Genomic DNA, 16,381 nt, shown 5'->3' on the forward strand with positions numbered 1-16,381 from the left:
CACCACCCGAGCAGCGAAAAAGCGGGCCCGACCGGCTGCCGGTCGGGCCCGCGAAGAGCCGTGTCAGAGATACTGCCCGGTCCCCGACGGCGAAGGGCTGCCCGGCTGGCCGGGAGCGACGCCCGGTGCCCCGGGAAGGGCCGGGCGGCCCCGCATCTGCTCGAGCTGGACCCGGGCGGCCATCTGCTGGGCGACCAGCGCGGCCTGAATGCCGTGGAAGAGCCCCTCCAGCCAGCCGACGAGCTGGGCCTGGGCGATGCGCAGCTCGGCCTCGCTCGGGGTCGCGTCGTCGTCGAAGGGCAGGGAGAGCCGCTCCAGCTCCTCGCGCAGCTCGGTGGCCAGGCCGTCCTCGAGCTCGGTGATCGAGCGGCGGTGGATCTCCTTGAGCCGCTGGCGGCCGGCCTCGTCCAGCGGGGCGGCGCGGACCTCCTCGAGCAGCTGCTTGATCATGCTGCCGATGCGCATCACCTTGGCCGGCTGCTCGATCAGCTTGCTCGGGTCTTCCGCGTTGTCGTCGTCGCCGGTGGACATCGTGCCCAGCGGCCGCCCGTCCGGGCCGACGACGAGCACGGTTCGCGACTCGTCCTGCGCCTCTTCTGCCATGGCTCCAAGTTTTACCCACGCCCTCCGGGGGCAACCAAGAAGGGGTGCCGATCCGGCCACTGTTGCCACCCTTCGTGACGCGATAACGTCTCCCGGTGACGAGCGATCCCCGGGACGTGCTGAGCCGCCCCGCCCCGGCGCCGGACTTCACGCTGCGCTACGGCGAGCACCCGGATCATGTCGCGGATGTGCGCCTGCCCGCCGTGCCCGACGCGCCCCTCGTCCTGTTCGTGCACGGTGGCTTCTGGCGTCACGAGTGGGATCGCGCGCACGCCGGGCCGCTCGCCGCCGACCTCGCCGCCCGCGGCTATGCCGTCGCGACGATCGAGTTCCGGCGCACCGGCCAGCCCGGCGGGGGCTGGCCCGGCACGTTCTCCGACGTGGCCGCGGCGGCGGTGGCGGTGCCGGACCAGTTGGCGAAGGAGGTCGCGCACCGGGGCCTGCTGCCCGTGTCGGTCGACCGGCCGATCCTCGCGGGTCATTCGGCGGGCGGGCACCTCGCGCTGTGGTACGCCTCCGTCGCCCCCGACGCCGTCGGCGGGGTCGTGGCGCTGGCGCCGGTGGCCGACCTCACCCGCGCGTACGAGCTCGATCTCGACTCCGGGGCCGTGGCCGACCTGCTGGGCGGGGCGCCCGACGCGGTGCCGGAGGCGTACCGGTCGGCGGATCCGATGCGCAACCTGCCCTCGGGCGTGCGCACCGTGGTCGTGCACGGCACGCTCGACGAGATCGTGCCCGTGGAGTTGTCGCGCGACTACTGCCGGTCCGCGCGCCGGGCCGGCGACGACGCCACCCTCGTCGAGCTGGCCGGCGTGGAGCACTTCGGCGTCATCGACCCCCGGTCCGGGGCCTGGCCCGCGGTTCTGGCCGCCTTCGGCACACTGACCAGGGGCGAGTCCACCGACGGCGAGTGACCGGCGCTGACCAGGGCCAAGGTCGCCGACAACGACGCGAAGAGGCCACTTGCGGCGACGCAAGCAGTCGGCCGGCGGCGACGCAGCGGCCCTGACCAGGGGCGGGGCGGCGGACGGCGATTGACTGTCCGGCGCGATGGCGGTAGAACGCACCGTGGGTTGTAGGCTCGTGGCTCGCGAGGAGCGCGGGCCAGTCGACGCCCGCGTAGCGCGGGGTCCCGGGGAGGAAAAGCACGTGTCCCACCTGAACCGCCGCCAGGCGCTCCGGCTGTTCGCGGCCGCGGGTGCGGCGGGCATGGCCGCGCCGCTCCTGTCCGCCTGCAGCAGCTCCGACGACTCGACCGACAGCACCGCCGTGCCGAGCGGACCGCCGATCAAGATCGGCATGATCGTCCCGCAGACCGGTGTGTTCAAGGACTTCGGCAACGAGCTCGACAACGGCTTCAGCCTCTATCTCCAGCAGCACGAGGGCAAGCTCGGCGGCCGTCAGGTCACGCTCGTGAAGGCGGACGAGGGCGAGACGGCCGACAGTGGCAAGGCCGCCGCGAACAAGCTCATCAAGGACGAGAAGGTCCTCGCGATCACCGGCGTGGCCAACCCGGCCGCGATGCTCGCGATGCGCGAGGACATCGAGAACGCGAAGATCCCGCTCATCGGGTCGAACGCGTCGCCGAAGGCGCTGCAGACGCTCGGCCCGAAGTACATCTGGCGCACCTCCTTCGTGTCGGACGAGCCCGGCACCGCGATCGCGCGGTGGGCCGCGGGCAACGTCGACGGCGGCCTCGCCATCTGCGGGCAGACCGACCCGGCCGGCAGTGACGAGGACGTGGCCAGCTTCGTCGAGACGTACAAGAGCGTCGGCGGCCAGATCGCGGGGCAGGCGCGCACGGTCGCCTACGGCACCAAGGACTTCACCGCGATGCTGAACGCCGTCAAGACGTCCGGCGCGAAGGGCATGTACGCGCTGTTCAACGGCGCCGCGGCGATCGAGTTCGTGAAGCAGTACCGCAACATGCACTTCCCCGCCGACTTCAAGCTCCTCGGCACCGGCAGCCTGACCGAGGGCTACGTGCTCAAGCAGCAGGGCGACGCCGCGCGCGACATCTACACCGCGCTCAACTACTCGCCGGACCTGGACAACGTGGCCAACCGCCGGTTCATCGCCGACTACCAGAAGGCGTTCGGCTCGGTGCCCTCGACGTTCGCGATGTCGTCCTTCGACGCGGCCGCCGTGCTGGACAAGGCGATCACGGACGCGACCAAGAACCTCGACTCGTTCCAGCTCAACGCGGCCATCGGGCGTCTGGGCCAGATCGACAGCCCCCGCGGCGGGTGGCAGTTCACGCAGACCCGCACGCCGCTGCAGCGGTGGTACCTGCGGCAGGTCCGCAACGACGGCGCCGTGCTCTCCAACGTGCTGACCGCGGAGCTCTCGACCCGCGGCTGAGCGCGGTTCGAGCACACCGTCAGGCCGCGCCGCGCCGCTTCAGGGTGGCCACGGCCGAGCCGGCCAGCGTCAGCAGGCACTCCGGCAGCTTGCCGTCGACCAGCGCCACGGTGAACAGGGCCGTGGCGCTCGGGGCGTCCTCGTTGACGTACGCACTCACGAACCGCGCCACCCAGCGCTTGTCGTAGTTGGCGTCGTCGATGTCCGGGAAGTCCAGCCGCCATGGGCCACGCGCCAGGTTGTCGCCCACCATCTCGCCGGCCAGGCGCCACGCGACGTCGTACGCGGCGCTCATGCCGCGCCGATCCACCACCGAGTCGAAGGTGTTGGTCACCGCGTCCTCGTCGCCCGCGAGTGCTGAGGCCAGGACCTGTGCGGCGTCCTGATACGTCTCGTCTCCCGGGTCATCCACGCCGCAACCGTATGTCGCGCCGTCAAGCCCCTGCGTGCACTCGGAGGGATTCGCGGGGTGACCCCGGGCTCATCCCCGCCGCAGCGCGCAGGTCAGCCGCGCGGTGCAGATGCGCTCGCCGTCCTCGTCCGTCACGACGATCTCGTAGCTGGCGATCAGGCCTCCGAGCCGCAGGGGCGTGGCCACGCCGGTCACCAGCCCGCGCTTGGCGGACTTGTGGTGGGTCGCGTTCACCTCGATGCCGACCGCGACCCCGTTGTAGAGGCGGCCCGCGTGCATGGCGGCCCCGATCGAGCCGAGCGTCTCGGCAAGGACGACCGAGGCGCCACCGTGGAGCAGACCGTACGGCTGAGTGTTGCCGTCGACCGGCATGGTCGCCACGACCCGCTCGGGCGACGCCTCCAGAATCACGATCCCCATCCGCTCGGGCAGATGACCCTCCATCGAAAGGCCGCCCGGCGTCTCGCTCGTGGTCACGGATTCTTGATCAGCCATACCCGGGAGCGTACCCGCGCCCCCGCTGAAACCCGGGGGCTGCCCGCGCTAAGGTGCGCACGGCACCTTTGGGGAGGCCTTTGGGGAGGAGACGCCAATGCGCGCACGGTCGGCCACCGCCATCGTGGGAGCGATCACGGCGATAGGAGTGCTGCTCGCCGCATCCGGCTGCGCCTCCGGCACGAAGAGTGACGACGACGCCGTTGCCGCGGCCGACATCCGGCTGTACGGCACCGACGGCAACATGGCCAACTCGTTCGGAGACGCGCTCAAGGACTCCCCGGCGGTCCTGAACGGCATGAAAGGAACAACTCCGCTCACGCCGCTCAGCGAGGACTTCAAGCGCCGGGTCAAGGCGATCGACCCGACGCTGACCGACTTCAACTACGCGGGCGAGTCCTACGACGCCGTGGTCATCGCCGCCCTGGCCGCCGAGACCGGCAAGTCGGCCGACCCGGCCGTCATCGCCAAGCAGATCATCGGCGTCACCACGGGCGAGAACACCTGCGACGGGGTGGCCGCGTGCCTGGCCGCCGCGAAGTCGGGCAAGGACTTCAAGTACCGCGGCGTCTCCATGCGCAGCAGCGGCTTCACGAGCGTCGGGGAGCCGTCGGCGGCGATGTACGGCGTGCTCAACTTCGGCACCAGCAACAAGATCGACGACGCCAAGACCGAGTTCGTCGGCGCGGGCGATCAGGCCAGCGAGGACAAGACCGCGCCACCGGCTCCCTCGTCCACGGCGGGCGGGAAGGGGCAGAAGCCGGCGCTGAAGTACGGCCTGCTGCTGCCGAAGACGGGCGCGCTCGCGTTCCAGGGCCCGCCGATGTTCGCCGCGGCCAAGCTCGCCATCAAGGAGATCAACGAGGCCGGCGGCGTGCTCGGGCAGCAGGTGCAGGTCGTGGAGGGCGACGACGGCACCAACCCGGAGATCGCCAAGGCGACCGCCGCGCAGTTCATCGCCCAGGGCGTCGCGGTGATCATCGGCGCGGGCGCCTCGGGCGTCAGCGCGGCCGTGATCCCGCAGGTCGCGCTGGCGGGCCGGGTGATGATCTCGCCGTCGGCGACGTCGGACGCGCTCACCAAGGTCGACGACAAGGGCTTCTTCTTCCGGACCTCGCCGCCGGACACCCTGCAGGCCAAGGCCGTCGCGGACATCATCATGCGCGACGGGCACACCAAGGTCGCGATCATCGCGCGCGACGACAACTACGGCAGCGGCCTGGCCGAGGGCGTGAAGGCCGACCTGCAGTCCGCCGGCATCCGGCCCGAGAACATTCTCGTCAAGAAGTACGAGGCGAAGGACAAGTACGACAAATCGGAAGGTCCGAAGCTCTTCGACCCGATCGCCGGGGAGATCAAGAGTTTCGGCGCCACCGGCATCCTCGTGGTCGGCTTCGACGAGTCCGCGATGGCCATCAAGTCGCTGGTGACCTCGGGCGTCAAGGCCTGACGGTGTCACGTTCTGGGCTCGCGCGTTGGTGTCGCAAGGCCTACGGTGAACCGGATTGCCCCTTTGTCAGGTGAGAGGACCCACCAGATGACCGACAACGAGACCGTCGAGACCCGTGGCGATGAGCGCGTGGAGCTTCTCGTCGGCGACACGAACAACGACGGCAAGCCCGACCTCTGGGCAATCGACACCGACGGGGACGGCAAGGCGGACCTGTTCCAGTTCGACACCAACGGCGACGGCAAGGTCGACATCACGATGAGCGACCTCGACCAGGACGGCACGCCGGACGAGGTCGTCGACGGCGACGGCGGCCTGCCCCCGGCCTAGTTCTTCTGTGCGGAGCGGCGCGGGTGAACCGGTCACCCGCGCCGCTGCTGTTCCACGTAGTCGCGCCACTGCTGCTCGAGCTGCACCCGGCCGACGCCGAGCACCGAGCGGGCCACCGACTCGACCTCGGACATGCCCTGGAAGCCCTCGTAGAAGGCGATGAGCTTGTCCTGGCCGTACTTGTCGGCGATCATCCGGCACGCGAGCCACCCGCTGACGTAGTTGCGCGGCTCGTCGTAGAACTGCTTGTCGTCCGGGAACGTCGTGATCGCGAGGCCGCCGAGCGCCTGCCGGATGCCCGACGCGCTGAACCGCCCGTCCTTGTAGGCGACGTACTCCGCGAAGCCCTCCACCACCCAGCGCGGCGTGTAGGGCCCGGTGACCGGCCCCATGGCCGCGTGCGTGAACTCGTGGGTCAGATCGTGCTGGAGTTCGGCCTTGGCCGCGGTGAGCTCGCTCGGGTTGAACACGATGCGCGTGGTCGCGTATGCCGGCCGGTTCGTCCACTCCGCGACGGTCGAGTAGTACGGCACCGCGATGGCGGCGACCTGCCCGATGCGGTCCTGGGACTCGGCGAAGTACGTGTCGAAGATCTTCCGGTCACCGACGGCGGTGATGAGCACCTTCCCGTCCCACCCGCCCGGCCGCACCGCGGCCACCCGCTGCAGCGCGTTCTCGGCGAGGTCGAGCAGCCCCTGCCCGGCGCCGCCGTTGTCCGCCGAGAGCACGGCCACGACCCGCTGGCTGCGCACGACGGTGATCGGCCCGGACGCGTCCCAGGGCTGCCCGGCCTCGCCCGTGGGCAGATCCTTGCCGACCCCGTCGCCGACGACGAGCCACCGGCCCCCGGCATACCCGAACACGGCCAGCCAGGGCGTGGCCACGGGCTTGCTGTCGACCCCCTCGATCCGATGCCGGACGGTGACGGGCACGACCTTCACGGCGGCGTGGTACCGCTCGAGCAGCGCCGGCGGCAGGAAGGCCGCCATCTTCACGGCCGGCTGACCGGTTCGCTCGAACCCGAGCTCGGCGAACGGCACCTTGGTGAGGTTCTCGAACTCCTGCCGCTGCCGCTGCGCGAATCCCGCGTCGGTCTGGTCGACGTCGGCCATCCACTCGGCCTGGTCCTGCTTGCGCACGGCCTCGGCCCGCCGCCGCAGCAGCGCGTCGATCGCGCCCGGGTCCACGCCGACCCAGGTGGCCGCGGTCGGCGCGTTGCCGTGCCCGCGCAGCGCCCAGGCCGTGGCGCCGGCCCCGGCGAACGCGATCAGCGTGGCAGCGACGAGGAACGCGGAGAGGATGGGCCAGAGGTAGCCGCGGGCCGGTTGGGGCGGGAGCTGGAGCGGGGGGTACCACGGGCTGGGGGCGCCGCCGCCGTAGACGGAGGGGCTGCGCTCCTGCTCCTCCGACGGTCGCTGCCGCGGGACAGGGGCGGCGAGCGGTTCGGGGATTGTCACGGCACCTACCGACGTCGAGGAGCGGAACCACATCCTCCGCCAGCGCCCGGGCATTGTCGACCCGCGACGTGTGCGGGCGACCGTCGACCCGTCGCGCACTTGGGGCCCCGGCGTCACCCGGACGGGTGATGTGAGTCCAGCTCAACTCGCATTATGGCCACACGTCATTGCGATTCTGCATGTGCATGTTGGAAGATCCCCGGTGTTCCTGGTGATGCGGTGCAGCGCTCGATTCCCCGGCCGCGTGCTGACAAGGGGTCCGCGCGGCCGGGTGAAAACGGGCGGGCGTCCGGATCGGCCAACTGACCCTTGGCCGCTCGGGCGCCCGCCCTCCTACCTGCAACCTACGTGCGCGCACGAGAGGTGGTTCAACACCATGGGCTACTCCCCGGCCGGTGTCCGGGCGGCGCAGCAGGTCGTCAGGCATCACCTTCCGACCCTCACGGGCGAGCGGTGCTCGGCGTGCCGGGACGTGTTCCCGTGCGTGTTCCGCAGCGCGGCCGACCGGACGCTCAACGCCTACGGGCTGTTGCCCACGCGCGTTCCCGGCGCCACGTTGCGCGCGGCCGGCGTCGACCTGCGCGCGAGACGATGGGCGCGCGCCGATCACAACTCATGCGGGTGGCTCGTCAACCCGCGTCAGTGTGCGTCCAGCGTCAGCGGGGAAGGGTAGCCGCGATGCGCCGAGGCCGGGAGCTTCCAGGGCTCGTGCACGGCCTTGCCGGGGATGCGGGCGAGCTCGGGCACGTAGCGCCGCACGTAGTCGCCGTCCGGGTCGAAGCGCTCGGCCTGGCGGATCGGGTTGAAGCGGCGGTACGGCTTCGTGTCGTTGCCCGTGCCGGCGACCCACTGCCAGTTGCCGAAGTTGTTCGCGACGTCGCCGTCGAGGAGGAGGTCGAAGAAGTGGTCGCCGCCGGCCCGCCAGTCGCAGTTCAGGTGCTTGGTGAGGTACGACGCCGTGATGAGCCGGGCGCGGTTGTGCATCCAGCCCTCGGCGAGCAGCTGCCGCATCCCCGCGTCGACGACCGGGACCCCCGTGTGCCCCTCCCGCCAGGCCTGCAGCGCGTCCTTCTCGTCGCGCCAGCGGTCCTCGGCGCCGGCGCGGTACGCCTTGCGCCGCAGATCCGGGAAGGAGTGCAGCACCTGGTGGTAGAAGTCCCGCCAGCACAGTTGCCGCACGAACGGCTCGGCTCCCTCGCGGCCGCGGGTCCTCTCCGCGACCTCGCGCGGGGAGAGGCAGCCGAAGTGCAGGTACGGGCTCAGCCGCGACGTGCGGTCCGCCGCGAGGTCGTCGTGGATCTCCGCGTACGACTCCAGCCGCGAGAGCCACGACGTCAGCCGCTCGCGCGCCGCCGTCTCGCCGTCCGAGCCCGTGGTGCTCTTGAACCAGGACTTCGACAGGTCGGGGGGCAGCACCACGCGCCGCGGGGCGCTCTCCAGGGCCCGCCACGAGGCCGCCGTCCACGCGCGGTAGTAGGGCGTGAACACCTTGTAATGCGAGCCGCCCCCGCCCGGCCGGACCTCGCCCGGCGGCAGGATGGTCACGCCGGGGAAGGTCCTGAACGCGAGGCGCTCCGACTCGCAGGCCGCGGCCAGGCGCTGCTCGCGCGAGCGCGCATACCCGCTCACGTCGCCCGCGACCGCGATCGCCGACGCGCCGGCCGACTTGGCCGCGCGGACGGCCTCGCGCACCGGGTCGCCGCGCAGCTCGGCCAGGTCGCCGCCGCGCTCCCGCAGCGCGCCCCGCAGGTCGTCGAGCGCCCCGCGCAGGAACCGCGCCCGGGGAGCGCCGGCGGCCAGGGAGGAGTCGTGCACGAACAGCGGCACCACCGCCTCGAACGCGCGCACGGACTGGGCGAGCGCCGGATTGTCGTGCACGCGCAGGTCGCGCGTGAAGAGCACGACGCACGTGTTCATGCGGCCGTACCGCGCAGGTCCAGCAACGCCGCCCCGTCCCGCTGCAGCGGAATCTCCGCGGGGCCCGGCGCCGGCATCGGGGCGCCCGGGCGCGCCAGGATGCAGGACAGCGCCACCGCGAGCCGCTTCCACTTCGGCACCGTGGCCCGGCGCGCGAACACGTCGCCGTCCTGCGCCTCGACCTCGTCCAGGATTCCGCCGTACAGCCGATACGCCGCGCGCATGCACGACTGCGACGTGGGCGCCAGCATCGGGATCCCCGGGGCGGCGAGGGCGTAATGGTGACGGGCTCGGCTCAGCTGGTACCGAATCAGGCTCTTGATCTTGTCCGAACTTCGCCTGGCGGCGAGCGCGGCCTCGAGGTCGGCGCGGGTGACGCCGAACTCGGCGAGGTCGCGCTGGGGCAGGTAGACGCGCCCGCGCTCGAGGTCCTCGGCCACGTCCCGGATGAAGTTCGTGAGCTGGAAGGCCAGGCCGAGCTGCCGGGCCGGCTCGCGGGCGGCGGCGCGGTCGGACGACTCGAGGATCGGCAGCATCATCGTGCCGATCACCGCCGCCGAGCCCTCCATGTACCCGAGGAGGTCGTCATACGTCTCGTACTGGGTGACGGTCAGGTCCATCGCCATGCTGTCGAGGAACTTGCGGAAGTCCTCGAGGTCGATGTCGAACACCTGGATCGTGTGCAGCACCGCCGGCAGCAGCGGGTCGTCGGTGTGCCCGCCGCGCAGCCCGCGCAGGAACTCGGCCGACCAGGCGGCGAGCTCGGCGGCGCGCTCCTGCGGGGTGCCGCCCTCGCAGCGGTCGACGATCTCGTCCGCGTAGCGGGTGAACCCGTAGAGCGCGTGGACGTGCCGCCGCTTCCACCCCGGAAGCAGTCGCGTCGCGAGGTAGTAGGTGCGACCGTGAAAGCGGTGCAGCTCGCGGCACCGCTCGTAGGCGGCGGCCAGGGACGCATCCATTCTTCCTCCAGGTGTGCGCCAAATCGACGCAGCAATCGACGCAATCCCGAGCCTACGCTACGCTGGGCGGCACAGCCACCCGAAACGCACTTGGGGGACGACATGCGAACCGTTGGGGGCCGAACGGATCGGGTCGTGGTCGTCGGCGCCGGGCTCGGCGGCCTGGCCGCGGCGATCCGTCTCGCGGCCGCCGGGCGCACCGTCACCCTGCTGGAGCGCGAGGACCAGCCCGGCGGCCGGGCCGGGCGGCTCGTCCTGGACGGCTACGAGTTCGACACCGGCCCGACCGTGCTCACCATGCCGGAGCTGCTCGCCGACCTGCTCGGCACCGTCGGCGAGGACCTCGCGGCGTGGCTGCCAATGTCGAAGCTCGACCCGGCGTACCGCGCCCACTTCCCCGACGGGTCCACATTGGACGTCATCGCGGACACCGCCCGGATGGCCGGCGAGGTCGCGCGGGTCTGCGGATCGCGGGAGGCCGACGGCTACCTCCGCTTCGTCGACCACGCCCGCGAGCTGTGGGAGCTGGAGCGCCACGACTTCATCGACCGCAACCTCGACCGCCCGCGGGACCTCGTCACGGCCAACCTGTGGCGGCTGATCCGCCGCGGCGGGTTCGGCCGGCTGCAGTCCAAGGTGGACTCGTACTTCAAGGATCCGCGCACCCGCCGCATCTTCTCCTTCCAGGCGATGTACGCGGGCGTCGCGCCCCACCAGGCCCTCGCGCTCTACGCGGTCATCGCCTACCTCGACTCCGTCGCCGGGGTCTACTTCCCGCAGGGCGGCATCCACGCCGTGTCCCGCGCGCTCGCCGGGGTCGCGGAGAAGCACGGCGTCGAGATCGTCTACGGCGCGGAGGTGAGCCGCGTCGAGACCGCGAACGGACGCGCGGTCGGGGTGTCCACTTCGGACGGCCGCCGCTTCCCCGCCGACGTGGTGGTGCTCAATCCCGACCTTCCGGTGGCGTACCGCGACCTGCTACCCCCCGCGCGATGGCGCAGCCCGCTGCTGGGCCCGCTGCGGTACTCGCCGTCCTGCGTCGTGCTCCACGTGGGCTCGCGCCAGGCCTACGGCGCGATCGCGCACCACAACATCCACTTCGGACGGTCGTGGCGCGAGACCTTCGACGAGGTCATCGACCAGGGCCGGCTGATGAGCGACCCGTCCTTGCTCGTCACCAACCCGACGCGCACGGACCCGTCGCTCGCCCCGAACGGGCGCCAGACCTACTACGTGCTCGCCCCGACGCCGAACCTGACCGCCCCGCTGCTCGACTGGCGGGGCGCGCTCTCGGGCATCTATCGCAGCGAGCTCATCGAGACGCTGGAGCAGCGGGGGTACGTCGGATTCGGCGACGCCATCGAGGTCTCCCGGTTCATCACGCCCGCCGACTGGGCCGAGCAGGGCATGGCCGCCGGCACCCCGTTCGCCGCCGCCCACACCTTGCGCCAGACCGGCCCCTTCCGGCCGGGCAACCTCCACCCCACACTGTCCAATGTGGTCTTCGTCGGCTCGGGCACGCAGCCCGGCGTCGGCGTGCCCATGGTGCTCATCTCCGGCCGCCTCGCGGCGAGCCGTGTCACGGGGGAGTCCTGAGTCTTGTCACGCGAACAGCAACTGGTCGAACTCGTCGCCGCCGACGGCCGCGCCGAGGGCACCGCGACCGTCGAGGCCGCCCATCAGGCCCCCGGCCGGCTCCACCGCGCCTTCTCCGTGCTGCTCGTCGCGCCCGACGGCCGGGTCCTGCTCCAGCAGCGCGCCGCGGTGAAGACCCGGTTCGCGCTGCGCTGGGCCAACTCGTGCTGCGGGCACCCGGGCCCCGGCGAGTCCGTCGTCGCCGCGGCCGCGCGCCGGCTGGACGAGGAGCTGGGCGTCTCCGCGCCGCTGCGGGAGGTGGGGGTGTACGTGTACCAGGCCGCCGACCCCGACTCCGGGCGCGTCGAGTTCGAGTACGACCACGTGCTCACCGGCCCGTTCGAGGGCCCGGTCCACGCCGACCCGGCCGAGGTGGCCGAGACCGAGTGGGTGGCCCCGGACGAGCTCGCCGAGCGGATCAGCCGGTTCCCGGACTTCTATTCGCCGTGGCTCGCCGGAGTCCTCGACGTCTGGCGGTCGGCCGCGAGATGAACGGCGCCGCCGCCTACTCGGCCGGGGCCGTGGCCCGGCGGCTCGGCGTCGCGGTGACGACCCTGCGTACGTGGCACCAGCGGTACGGGATGGGCCCGTCGCTGCACGAGCCGGGGCATCATCGGCGGTACACCGAGCAGGACATCCAGCGCCTCGAGCTCATGCAGCGCCTGATCGTCGAGGGCGTCGCCCCGGCCGAGGCGGCGCGCTGGGCCCGGCGCCCGACGGCGCGCCCGTCGCCGGCCGGCGGCCCGATCCCGGGTCTCGCCGCGGCGGTGCGCGGGCTGAACCGGGCGGCGCTGCGCCTCGACGCGCCCGCCGTGCGCCAGCGCGTCGCCGAGTCCGTTCGCGAGCTCGGGGTGGTCGCGGCGTGGGACGGCGTGCTGCGGCCGGTGCTGGCCGGGATCGGGGATCGCCACGCCGTGACGGGCGAACTCGTCGAGGTCGAGCACCTGGTCTCGGGGTGCGTCTCCGCCGTGCTCGGGGCGGTGCCGCGGCCGCCTTCGGGAGTACCGATCGACATTCTTCTGGCCTGTGCCGACGACGAGCAGCACAGCCTGCCGATCGAGGCGGTCGCGGCGGCCCTGGCGGCCGAGGGGGTGCCGGCCCGCTCGCTCGGGGCCCGCGTGCCCTCCGAGGCGCTGCTGGCCGCCGTGCGCCGCACCGGCCCCGCGGCCGTGCTCGTCTGGTCGCAGCTGCAGTCCACCGGCTCGCCGAAGCAGCTCGAGGCGGTCCTGGCCGAGCGCGCCCGCCCCCTGGTTCTCGCCGCCGGCGGCCCCGGCTGGCCGCGACCGTCCGTACCGCAGGGAGTGGTCCTTCCGGACAGCCTCGGCGAGGCCCTCGGGATGCTGACGTCGGTACTCGACCGCTCATCCACGTAAAAGTCCCTTGTGCCACCACTCCCGGGTTCGTGCCATGGGCCGAACGCGGGAGGACGTCGACGGTCTCGAATCAGTAACGTGTGGCTCCGTCAGAGAAACCTCAAAGACCCCTCGGAGCCCCTCATGTCTCGTGTACGACTCGCCGCGGTGGTGATCAGCGCGTTCACGCTCTTCCTCGCGGGCTGCGACTCCAGCGCCACTCCGCGTGCGGCCTCGTGGCACGCACAGTCGGGCTCCGGGTCCTACCCGGGCGCCTCCGGCCAGGCCGGCGGCGACCCGGGCGCACATCCTGCCGTCGGCTCGACCGGTTCCTCCGCCAGCGCCAAGCCCTCGGCCTCCGCCTCGGCGTCCCCGTCGGCCTCGGCCTCCCCGTCCGAGTCGCCGTCGTCCTCCGCCCCGGCCTCGTCGATCATCCACACCACCGGCGACTCGACGGTGGCCCTGACCTTCGACGACGGCCCCGGCCCGGACACCCCGAAGATCCTCGCGATGCTCCGCGAGCAGGGGATCAAGGCCACGTTCTGCGTCATCGGCGTGAACGTGCAGGAGTACCCGCAGTACGTCCAGGAGATCGTCAAGGACGGCCACACGCTGTGCAACCACACCTGGAAGCACGACGAGAGCCTGGGCAAGAAGCCGGCCGACGTGATCCGCGCCGACCTGCAGAAGACCAACGACGAGATCCACAAGGCCGTCCCCGACGCCCAGATCAAGTACTTCCGCCACCCAGCCGGCAACTTCACCCCGACCGCGGTCGAGATCGCCTCCGAGCTGGGCATGAAGTCCCTGGGCTGGAGCGTCGACCCGTCTGACTGGAACATCAAGAAGTGGTCCGGCCAGCAGATGACCAACCACATCTGCTCGAACGTGAGGAACAACACGAAGCCGGGCTCGATCGTCCTTTCACACGACGGCGGAGGCGACCGCAGCGCCACGATGGCCGCCTACAAGACCCTCCTGCCGGAGCTGAAGGGCAAGTTCACGCTCGTGGCAATGCCGGTCTGACCTGCGCATCCTGGCTCCGCCACGCCACGGGCGGATACTCATTTGGAGAACGCTGGAGGGGTCACGTATGCTCTGAAAGCCTCCGGCGGGGCCGGATGGGAGCAACACCGCACGAGTCGCGCGATATGCGATGATTGCGGGGCCGCCCTCATCGTCTAGCGGCCCAGGACGCCGCCCTTTCAAGGCGGTAGCACGGGTTCGAATCCCGTTGGGGGCACGTGGTACATGTTTGATAGCTAGGTCCTGTGGAGCAGTTGGAGTGCTCGCCGCCCTGTCAAGGCGGAGGTCGCGGGTTCAAGTCCCGTCAGGACCGCTTGGCCCCTTTTGGGGTTTATGGGCAGGTAGCTCAGTCGGTACGAGCGTCCGCCTGAAAAGCGGAAGGTCGGCGGTTCGACCCCGCCCCTGCCCACAAGTCCTTCGCCGGGCTTCGGAGACCCTGACCAGCGGAAACGCGGTCGGGGTTTTCTGTTTATCCGAACCTGGGCAGCCGTAGCCGTGTAGCAACGGCCGGATATCCGCACGGCGGACGGTCGACTCACTGGCGGGTCATAGCATCATGCGGGTCCGATGAAAACGTGCGTGCGGTGTCATGATGGGCCGTGCCTTTGACCGAGCGCCTCGACGAGTGGCGCGCGTGGCTGGCGCGCCTCGGCGCCCCGGTGGCGCCGGTCTTGCGATCTGGCGCATCGCCGGGGCGCATCGCGCAGACCCTCGGTCCGGACGTTCCGTCGGCGGTGGTCGAGTGGTTCCAGTGGTGCGACGGCGTGGATGCCACACCGGGGCAGACGATCGGCGACTCATGGACGGTGCCGGGTTTCTGGCCGGTCGAGCTCGACGAGGTGGCTCGACTCAAGCGCATCTACGACGACCCGGACGACCCGCTCCTCGCAGGCGCCTGGGTGCCGCTGCTGATGGATGGCGGCACGTTTCTGTACGGTGCGGCGTGGTCTCCGGGCGGGCCGCCGGCCGTGGCGTGCGTGATGCCGGAGGATGGCCCCGCCGAGCTGGAGTTCGACACGATCGAGCAGATGGTCGAATTCTTCTGCGCCTGCTTCGCTGGCTCGGCGTACGTGCTCGACGATGACGGCATCCTCGATTGCGTTCAGGACAGGTACGACGAGATTTATGCGGCGATCGTCGGTCGCCAGCCATCCTGAACTGGCGCAAGGCCGCAGGGCTTGGTCGCAGACGTTCCCGGGTGTGTCGCATTGGGCGGCACGGTTGATGAGGCGGTGGCCGAAATGCGGGAGGCGATCAAGCTTCACTTGGAGTTGCTCGGCGAACGGGGCGCCCCCACCGGCCCCCGCAGCCGTAGGGGTCGATCTCCTCGCGACGTGATTTTGCGGGTCGCCGTGTAGCAACGGCGCCGCACGGCCACGTCTAACGTCAACCACCGCCGGACCCAACCCCAGCCCGACACCTTCGCCACCGCGCGTCTGCGTCGATCTGAAAAGCGGAAGGTCGGCGGTTCGACCCCGCCCCTGCCCACGAAGCTCTTCGCCGGGCTTTGCAGACTCTGACCAGCGGAAACGCGGTCTGGGTCTTTGTCTGTGCGCCGCTCGTCTCAAGATCGTTATGTAGCAACGGCAGAACTTCCACGGCGGACAGTCGGTGCATGGCCGGGATCATCATCCAGGCCGGCGAGGGCAACTACCTGATGTCGTCTGCGTGGGACACTGTCATGGCAGCTACCGAGGAGGTGGACCAGCGTGAGCGTCAACGCACTCGACCAGCACAACGGGCCGTGGTCCGAAGACGAATACTTCGCGCTCGGCGAGACGACGAACCGCTTCGAACTGATCGACGGGAGCTTGTTGATGAGCCCGGCGCCCACCCCGCGCCACCAGCACCTCTCACGACGCCTGGCCAACGCGCTGGAGCCCGGGGCATCGGCGGCTGACCTGTGGACGTTCGAAGCGGTGAACCTGCGGCTGCAGACCGATCGGATCGTGATTCCGGATCTGGCGGTCACCGACACCGACGAGCCGACCACATTCGACGTGTCCGACGTGACCTTGGTCGGCGAGGTGGTGTCGCCCAAAAACGCCGCCGCGGACCGGCTGGTGAAGATGCAGCTCTACGCGGCCGCCAGGATCGGGTGGTACCTCCTGGCCGAGCGCGACGAGGAAGTCCAGGTGACGCTGCGACTGCTGCGGCTCGACGGTGGCCACTACGTCGAGCACGCGGTCGCCAAGCACGGCGAGGTCCTCTCGTCCGAGGTGCCGTTCGCCATTGCCATCGACACCCGCGACCTGATGCGCCGCTGAACGTGCCGGCAGATTGTTCCGGTAATTCCGGCTCATGAGGCCGGCCGTGTAGCAACGGCCTCGCACAGCCACCTCCACTGCGAGCCGCATCCAGGCCCGGTCTCGACTCAAGGCCAT

General features: G+C 71.0%; 17 protein-coding genes and 3 tRNA genes. 14 read left to right on the plus strand and 6 right to left on the minus strand.

Going from position 1 to position 16,381, the window contains the following annotated elements:
- Positions 1-63: 63 nt before the first annotated feature.
- A complete protein-coding gene (locus AC6JBM_RS44660; protein WP_433081638.1) occupies positions 64-603 on the minus strand; it encodes a bacterial proteasome activator family protein in 540 nt (179 codons plus the stop codon).
- Positions 604-698: 95 nt separating this feature from the next.
- Here AC6JBM_RS44660 and AC6JBM_RS44665 point away from each other — a divergent pair, with 95 nt between their 5' ends.
- The gene (locus AC6JBM_RS44665) at positions 699-1,517 is read left to right on the plus strand and encodes an alpha/beta hydrolase family protein (RefSeq protein ID WP_497979751.1); all 819 of its coding nucleotides are present in this window, start codon (positions 699-701) and stop codon (positions 1,515-1,517) included.
- 235 nt (positions 1,518-1,752) lie between these two features.
- A complete protein-coding gene (locus AC6JBM_RS44670) occupies positions 1,753-2,964 on the plus strand; it encodes an ABC transporter substrate-binding protein (protein WP_350613851.1) in 1,212 nt (403 codons plus the stop codon).
- 19 nt (positions 2,965-2,983) lie between these two features.
- Here the strand turns inward: AC6JBM_RS44670 and AC6JBM_RS44675 are convergent, their stop codons facing one another.
- Together AC6JBM_RS44675 and AC6JBM_RS44680 are read right to left on the minus strand one after the other, a co-directional pair.
- Positions 2,984-3,376, minus strand: a complete 393-nt coding sequence (locus AC6JBM_RS44675; RefSeq protein ID WP_350613849.1) for a hypothetical protein — start codon at positions 3,374-3,376, stop codon at positions 2,984-2,986.
- Between the two features lie 69 nt (positions 3,377-3,445).
- Positions 3,446-3,871 carry a hotdog fold thioesterase gene (locus AC6JBM_RS44680; protein WP_350613848.1) on the minus strand — a complete coding sequence of 142 codons (426 nt, stop codon included), beginning with the start codon at positions 3,869-3,871 and terminating at the stop codon, positions 3,446-3,448.
- 97 nt (positions 3,872-3,968) lie between these two features.
- Between AC6JBM_RS44680 and AC6JBM_RS44685 the strand changes: the two genes are divergently transcribed.
- Entirely contained in the window at positions 3,969-5,321 is a 1,353-nt protein-coding gene (locus tag AC6JBM_RS44685) for an ABC transporter substrate-binding protein (protein WP_497979752.1), read from the plus strand.
- A gap of 87 nt (positions 5,322-5,408) precedes the next feature.
- Positions 5,409-5,651: a hypothetical protein gene (locus AC6JBM_RS44690; RefSeq protein ID WP_350613844.1), complete on the plus strand. Its 243-nt coding sequence runs from the start codon at positions 5,409-5,411 to the stop codon at positions 5,649-5,651.
- Between the two features lie 32 nt (positions 5,652-5,683).
- On the opposite strand, the gene AC6JBM_RS44695 is transcribed toward AC6JBM_RS44690, so the two are convergent.
- The 3 genes from AC6JBM_RS44695 to AC6JBM_RS44705 form a co-directional block, all read right to left on the minus strand.
- Positions 5,684-7,108, minus strand: coding sequence for a hypothetical protein (locus AC6JBM_RS44695; protein WP_497979753.1), 1,425 nt, complete (start codon positions 7,106-7,108; stop codon positions 5,684-5,686).
- A 639-nt stretch (positions 7,109-7,747) separates the two neighbouring features.
- On the minus strand, positions 7,748-9,025 hold the full coding sequence (locus AC6JBM_RS44700) for a cryptochrome/photolyase family protein (RefSeq protein WP_497979754.1): 1,278 nt from the start codon (positions 9,023-9,025) through the stop codon (positions 7,748-7,750).
- Complete coding sequence (locus AC6JBM_RS44705) at positions 9,022-9,984, minus strand: phytoene/squalene synthase family protein (protein WP_497979755.1); 963 nt, start codon at positions 9,982-9,984, stop codon at positions 9,022-9,024. The genes AC6JBM_RS44700 and AC6JBM_RS44705 overlap by 4 nt, the downstream gene beginning before the upstream one ends.
- 102 nt (positions 9,985-10,086) lie before the next feature.
- Between AC6JBM_RS44705 and crtI the strand changes: the two genes are divergently transcribed.
- The 10 genes from crtI to AC6JBM_RS44755 all read left to right on the plus strand — a co-directional run bounded on the left by crtI (position 10,087) and on the right by AC6JBM_RS44755 (position 16,264).
- Complete coding sequence (gene crtI, locus AC6JBM_RS44710; RefSeq protein WP_497979756.1) at positions 10,087-11,580, plus strand: phytoene desaturase family protein; 1,494 nt, start codon at positions 10,087-10,089, stop codon at positions 11,578-11,580.
- A gap of 3 nt (positions 11,581-11,583) precedes the next feature.
- Entirely contained in the window at positions 11,584-12,111 is a 528-nt protein-coding gene (gene idi, locus AC6JBM_RS44715; protein WP_497979757.1) for an isopentenyl-diphosphate Delta-isomerase, read from the plus strand.
- Positions 12,108-12,992, plus strand: coding sequence for a MerR family transcriptional regulator (locus AC6JBM_RS44720; RefSeq protein ID WP_497979758.1), 885 nt, complete (start codon positions 12,108-12,110; stop codon positions 12,990-12,992). The genes idi and AC6JBM_RS44720 overlap by 4 nt, the downstream gene beginning before the upstream one ends.
- A gap of 123 nt (positions 12,993-13,115) precedes the next feature.
- The gene (locus AC6JBM_RS44725; protein ID WP_497979759.1) at positions 13,116-13,997 is read left to right on the plus strand and encodes a polysaccharide deacetylase family protein; all 882 of its coding nucleotides are present in this window, start codon (positions 13,116-13,118) and stop codon (positions 13,995-13,997) included.
- 144 nt (positions 13,998-14,141) lie between these two features.
- Positions 14,142-14,214, plus strand: a tRNA-Glu gene (locus AC6JBM_RS44730).
- A gap of 22 nt (positions 14,215-14,236) precedes the next feature.
- Positions 14,237-14,310, plus strand: a tRNA-Asp gene (locus AC6JBM_RS44735).
- A gap of 22 nt (positions 14,311-14,332) precedes the next feature.
- Positions 14,333-14,406: transfer RNA gene (locus AC6JBM_RS44740), tRNA-Phe, on the plus strand.
- A gap of 196 nt (positions 14,407-14,602) precedes the next feature.
- A complete protein-coding gene (locus AC6JBM_RS44745; protein WP_497979760.1) occupies positions 14,603-15,154 on the plus strand; it encodes an SMI1/KNR4 family protein in 552 nt (183 codons plus the stop codon).
- A gap of 21 nt (positions 15,155-15,175) precedes the next feature.
- Positions 15,176-15,355, plus strand: a complete 180-nt coding sequence (locus AC6JBM_RS44750; protein ID WP_497979761.1) for a type II toxin-antitoxin system HicB family antitoxin — start codon at positions 15,176-15,178, stop codon at positions 15,353-15,355.
- 351 nt (positions 15,356-15,706) lie between these two features.
- Positions 15,707-16,264, plus strand: a complete 558-nt coding sequence (locus AC6JBM_RS44755; RefSeq protein WP_497979762.1) for a Uma2 family endonuclease — start codon at positions 15,707-15,709, stop codon at positions 16,262-16,264.
- Positions 16,265-16,381 lie beyond the last annotated feature (117 nt).

The organism is Dactylosporangium thailandense (genome assembly GCF_059739745.1).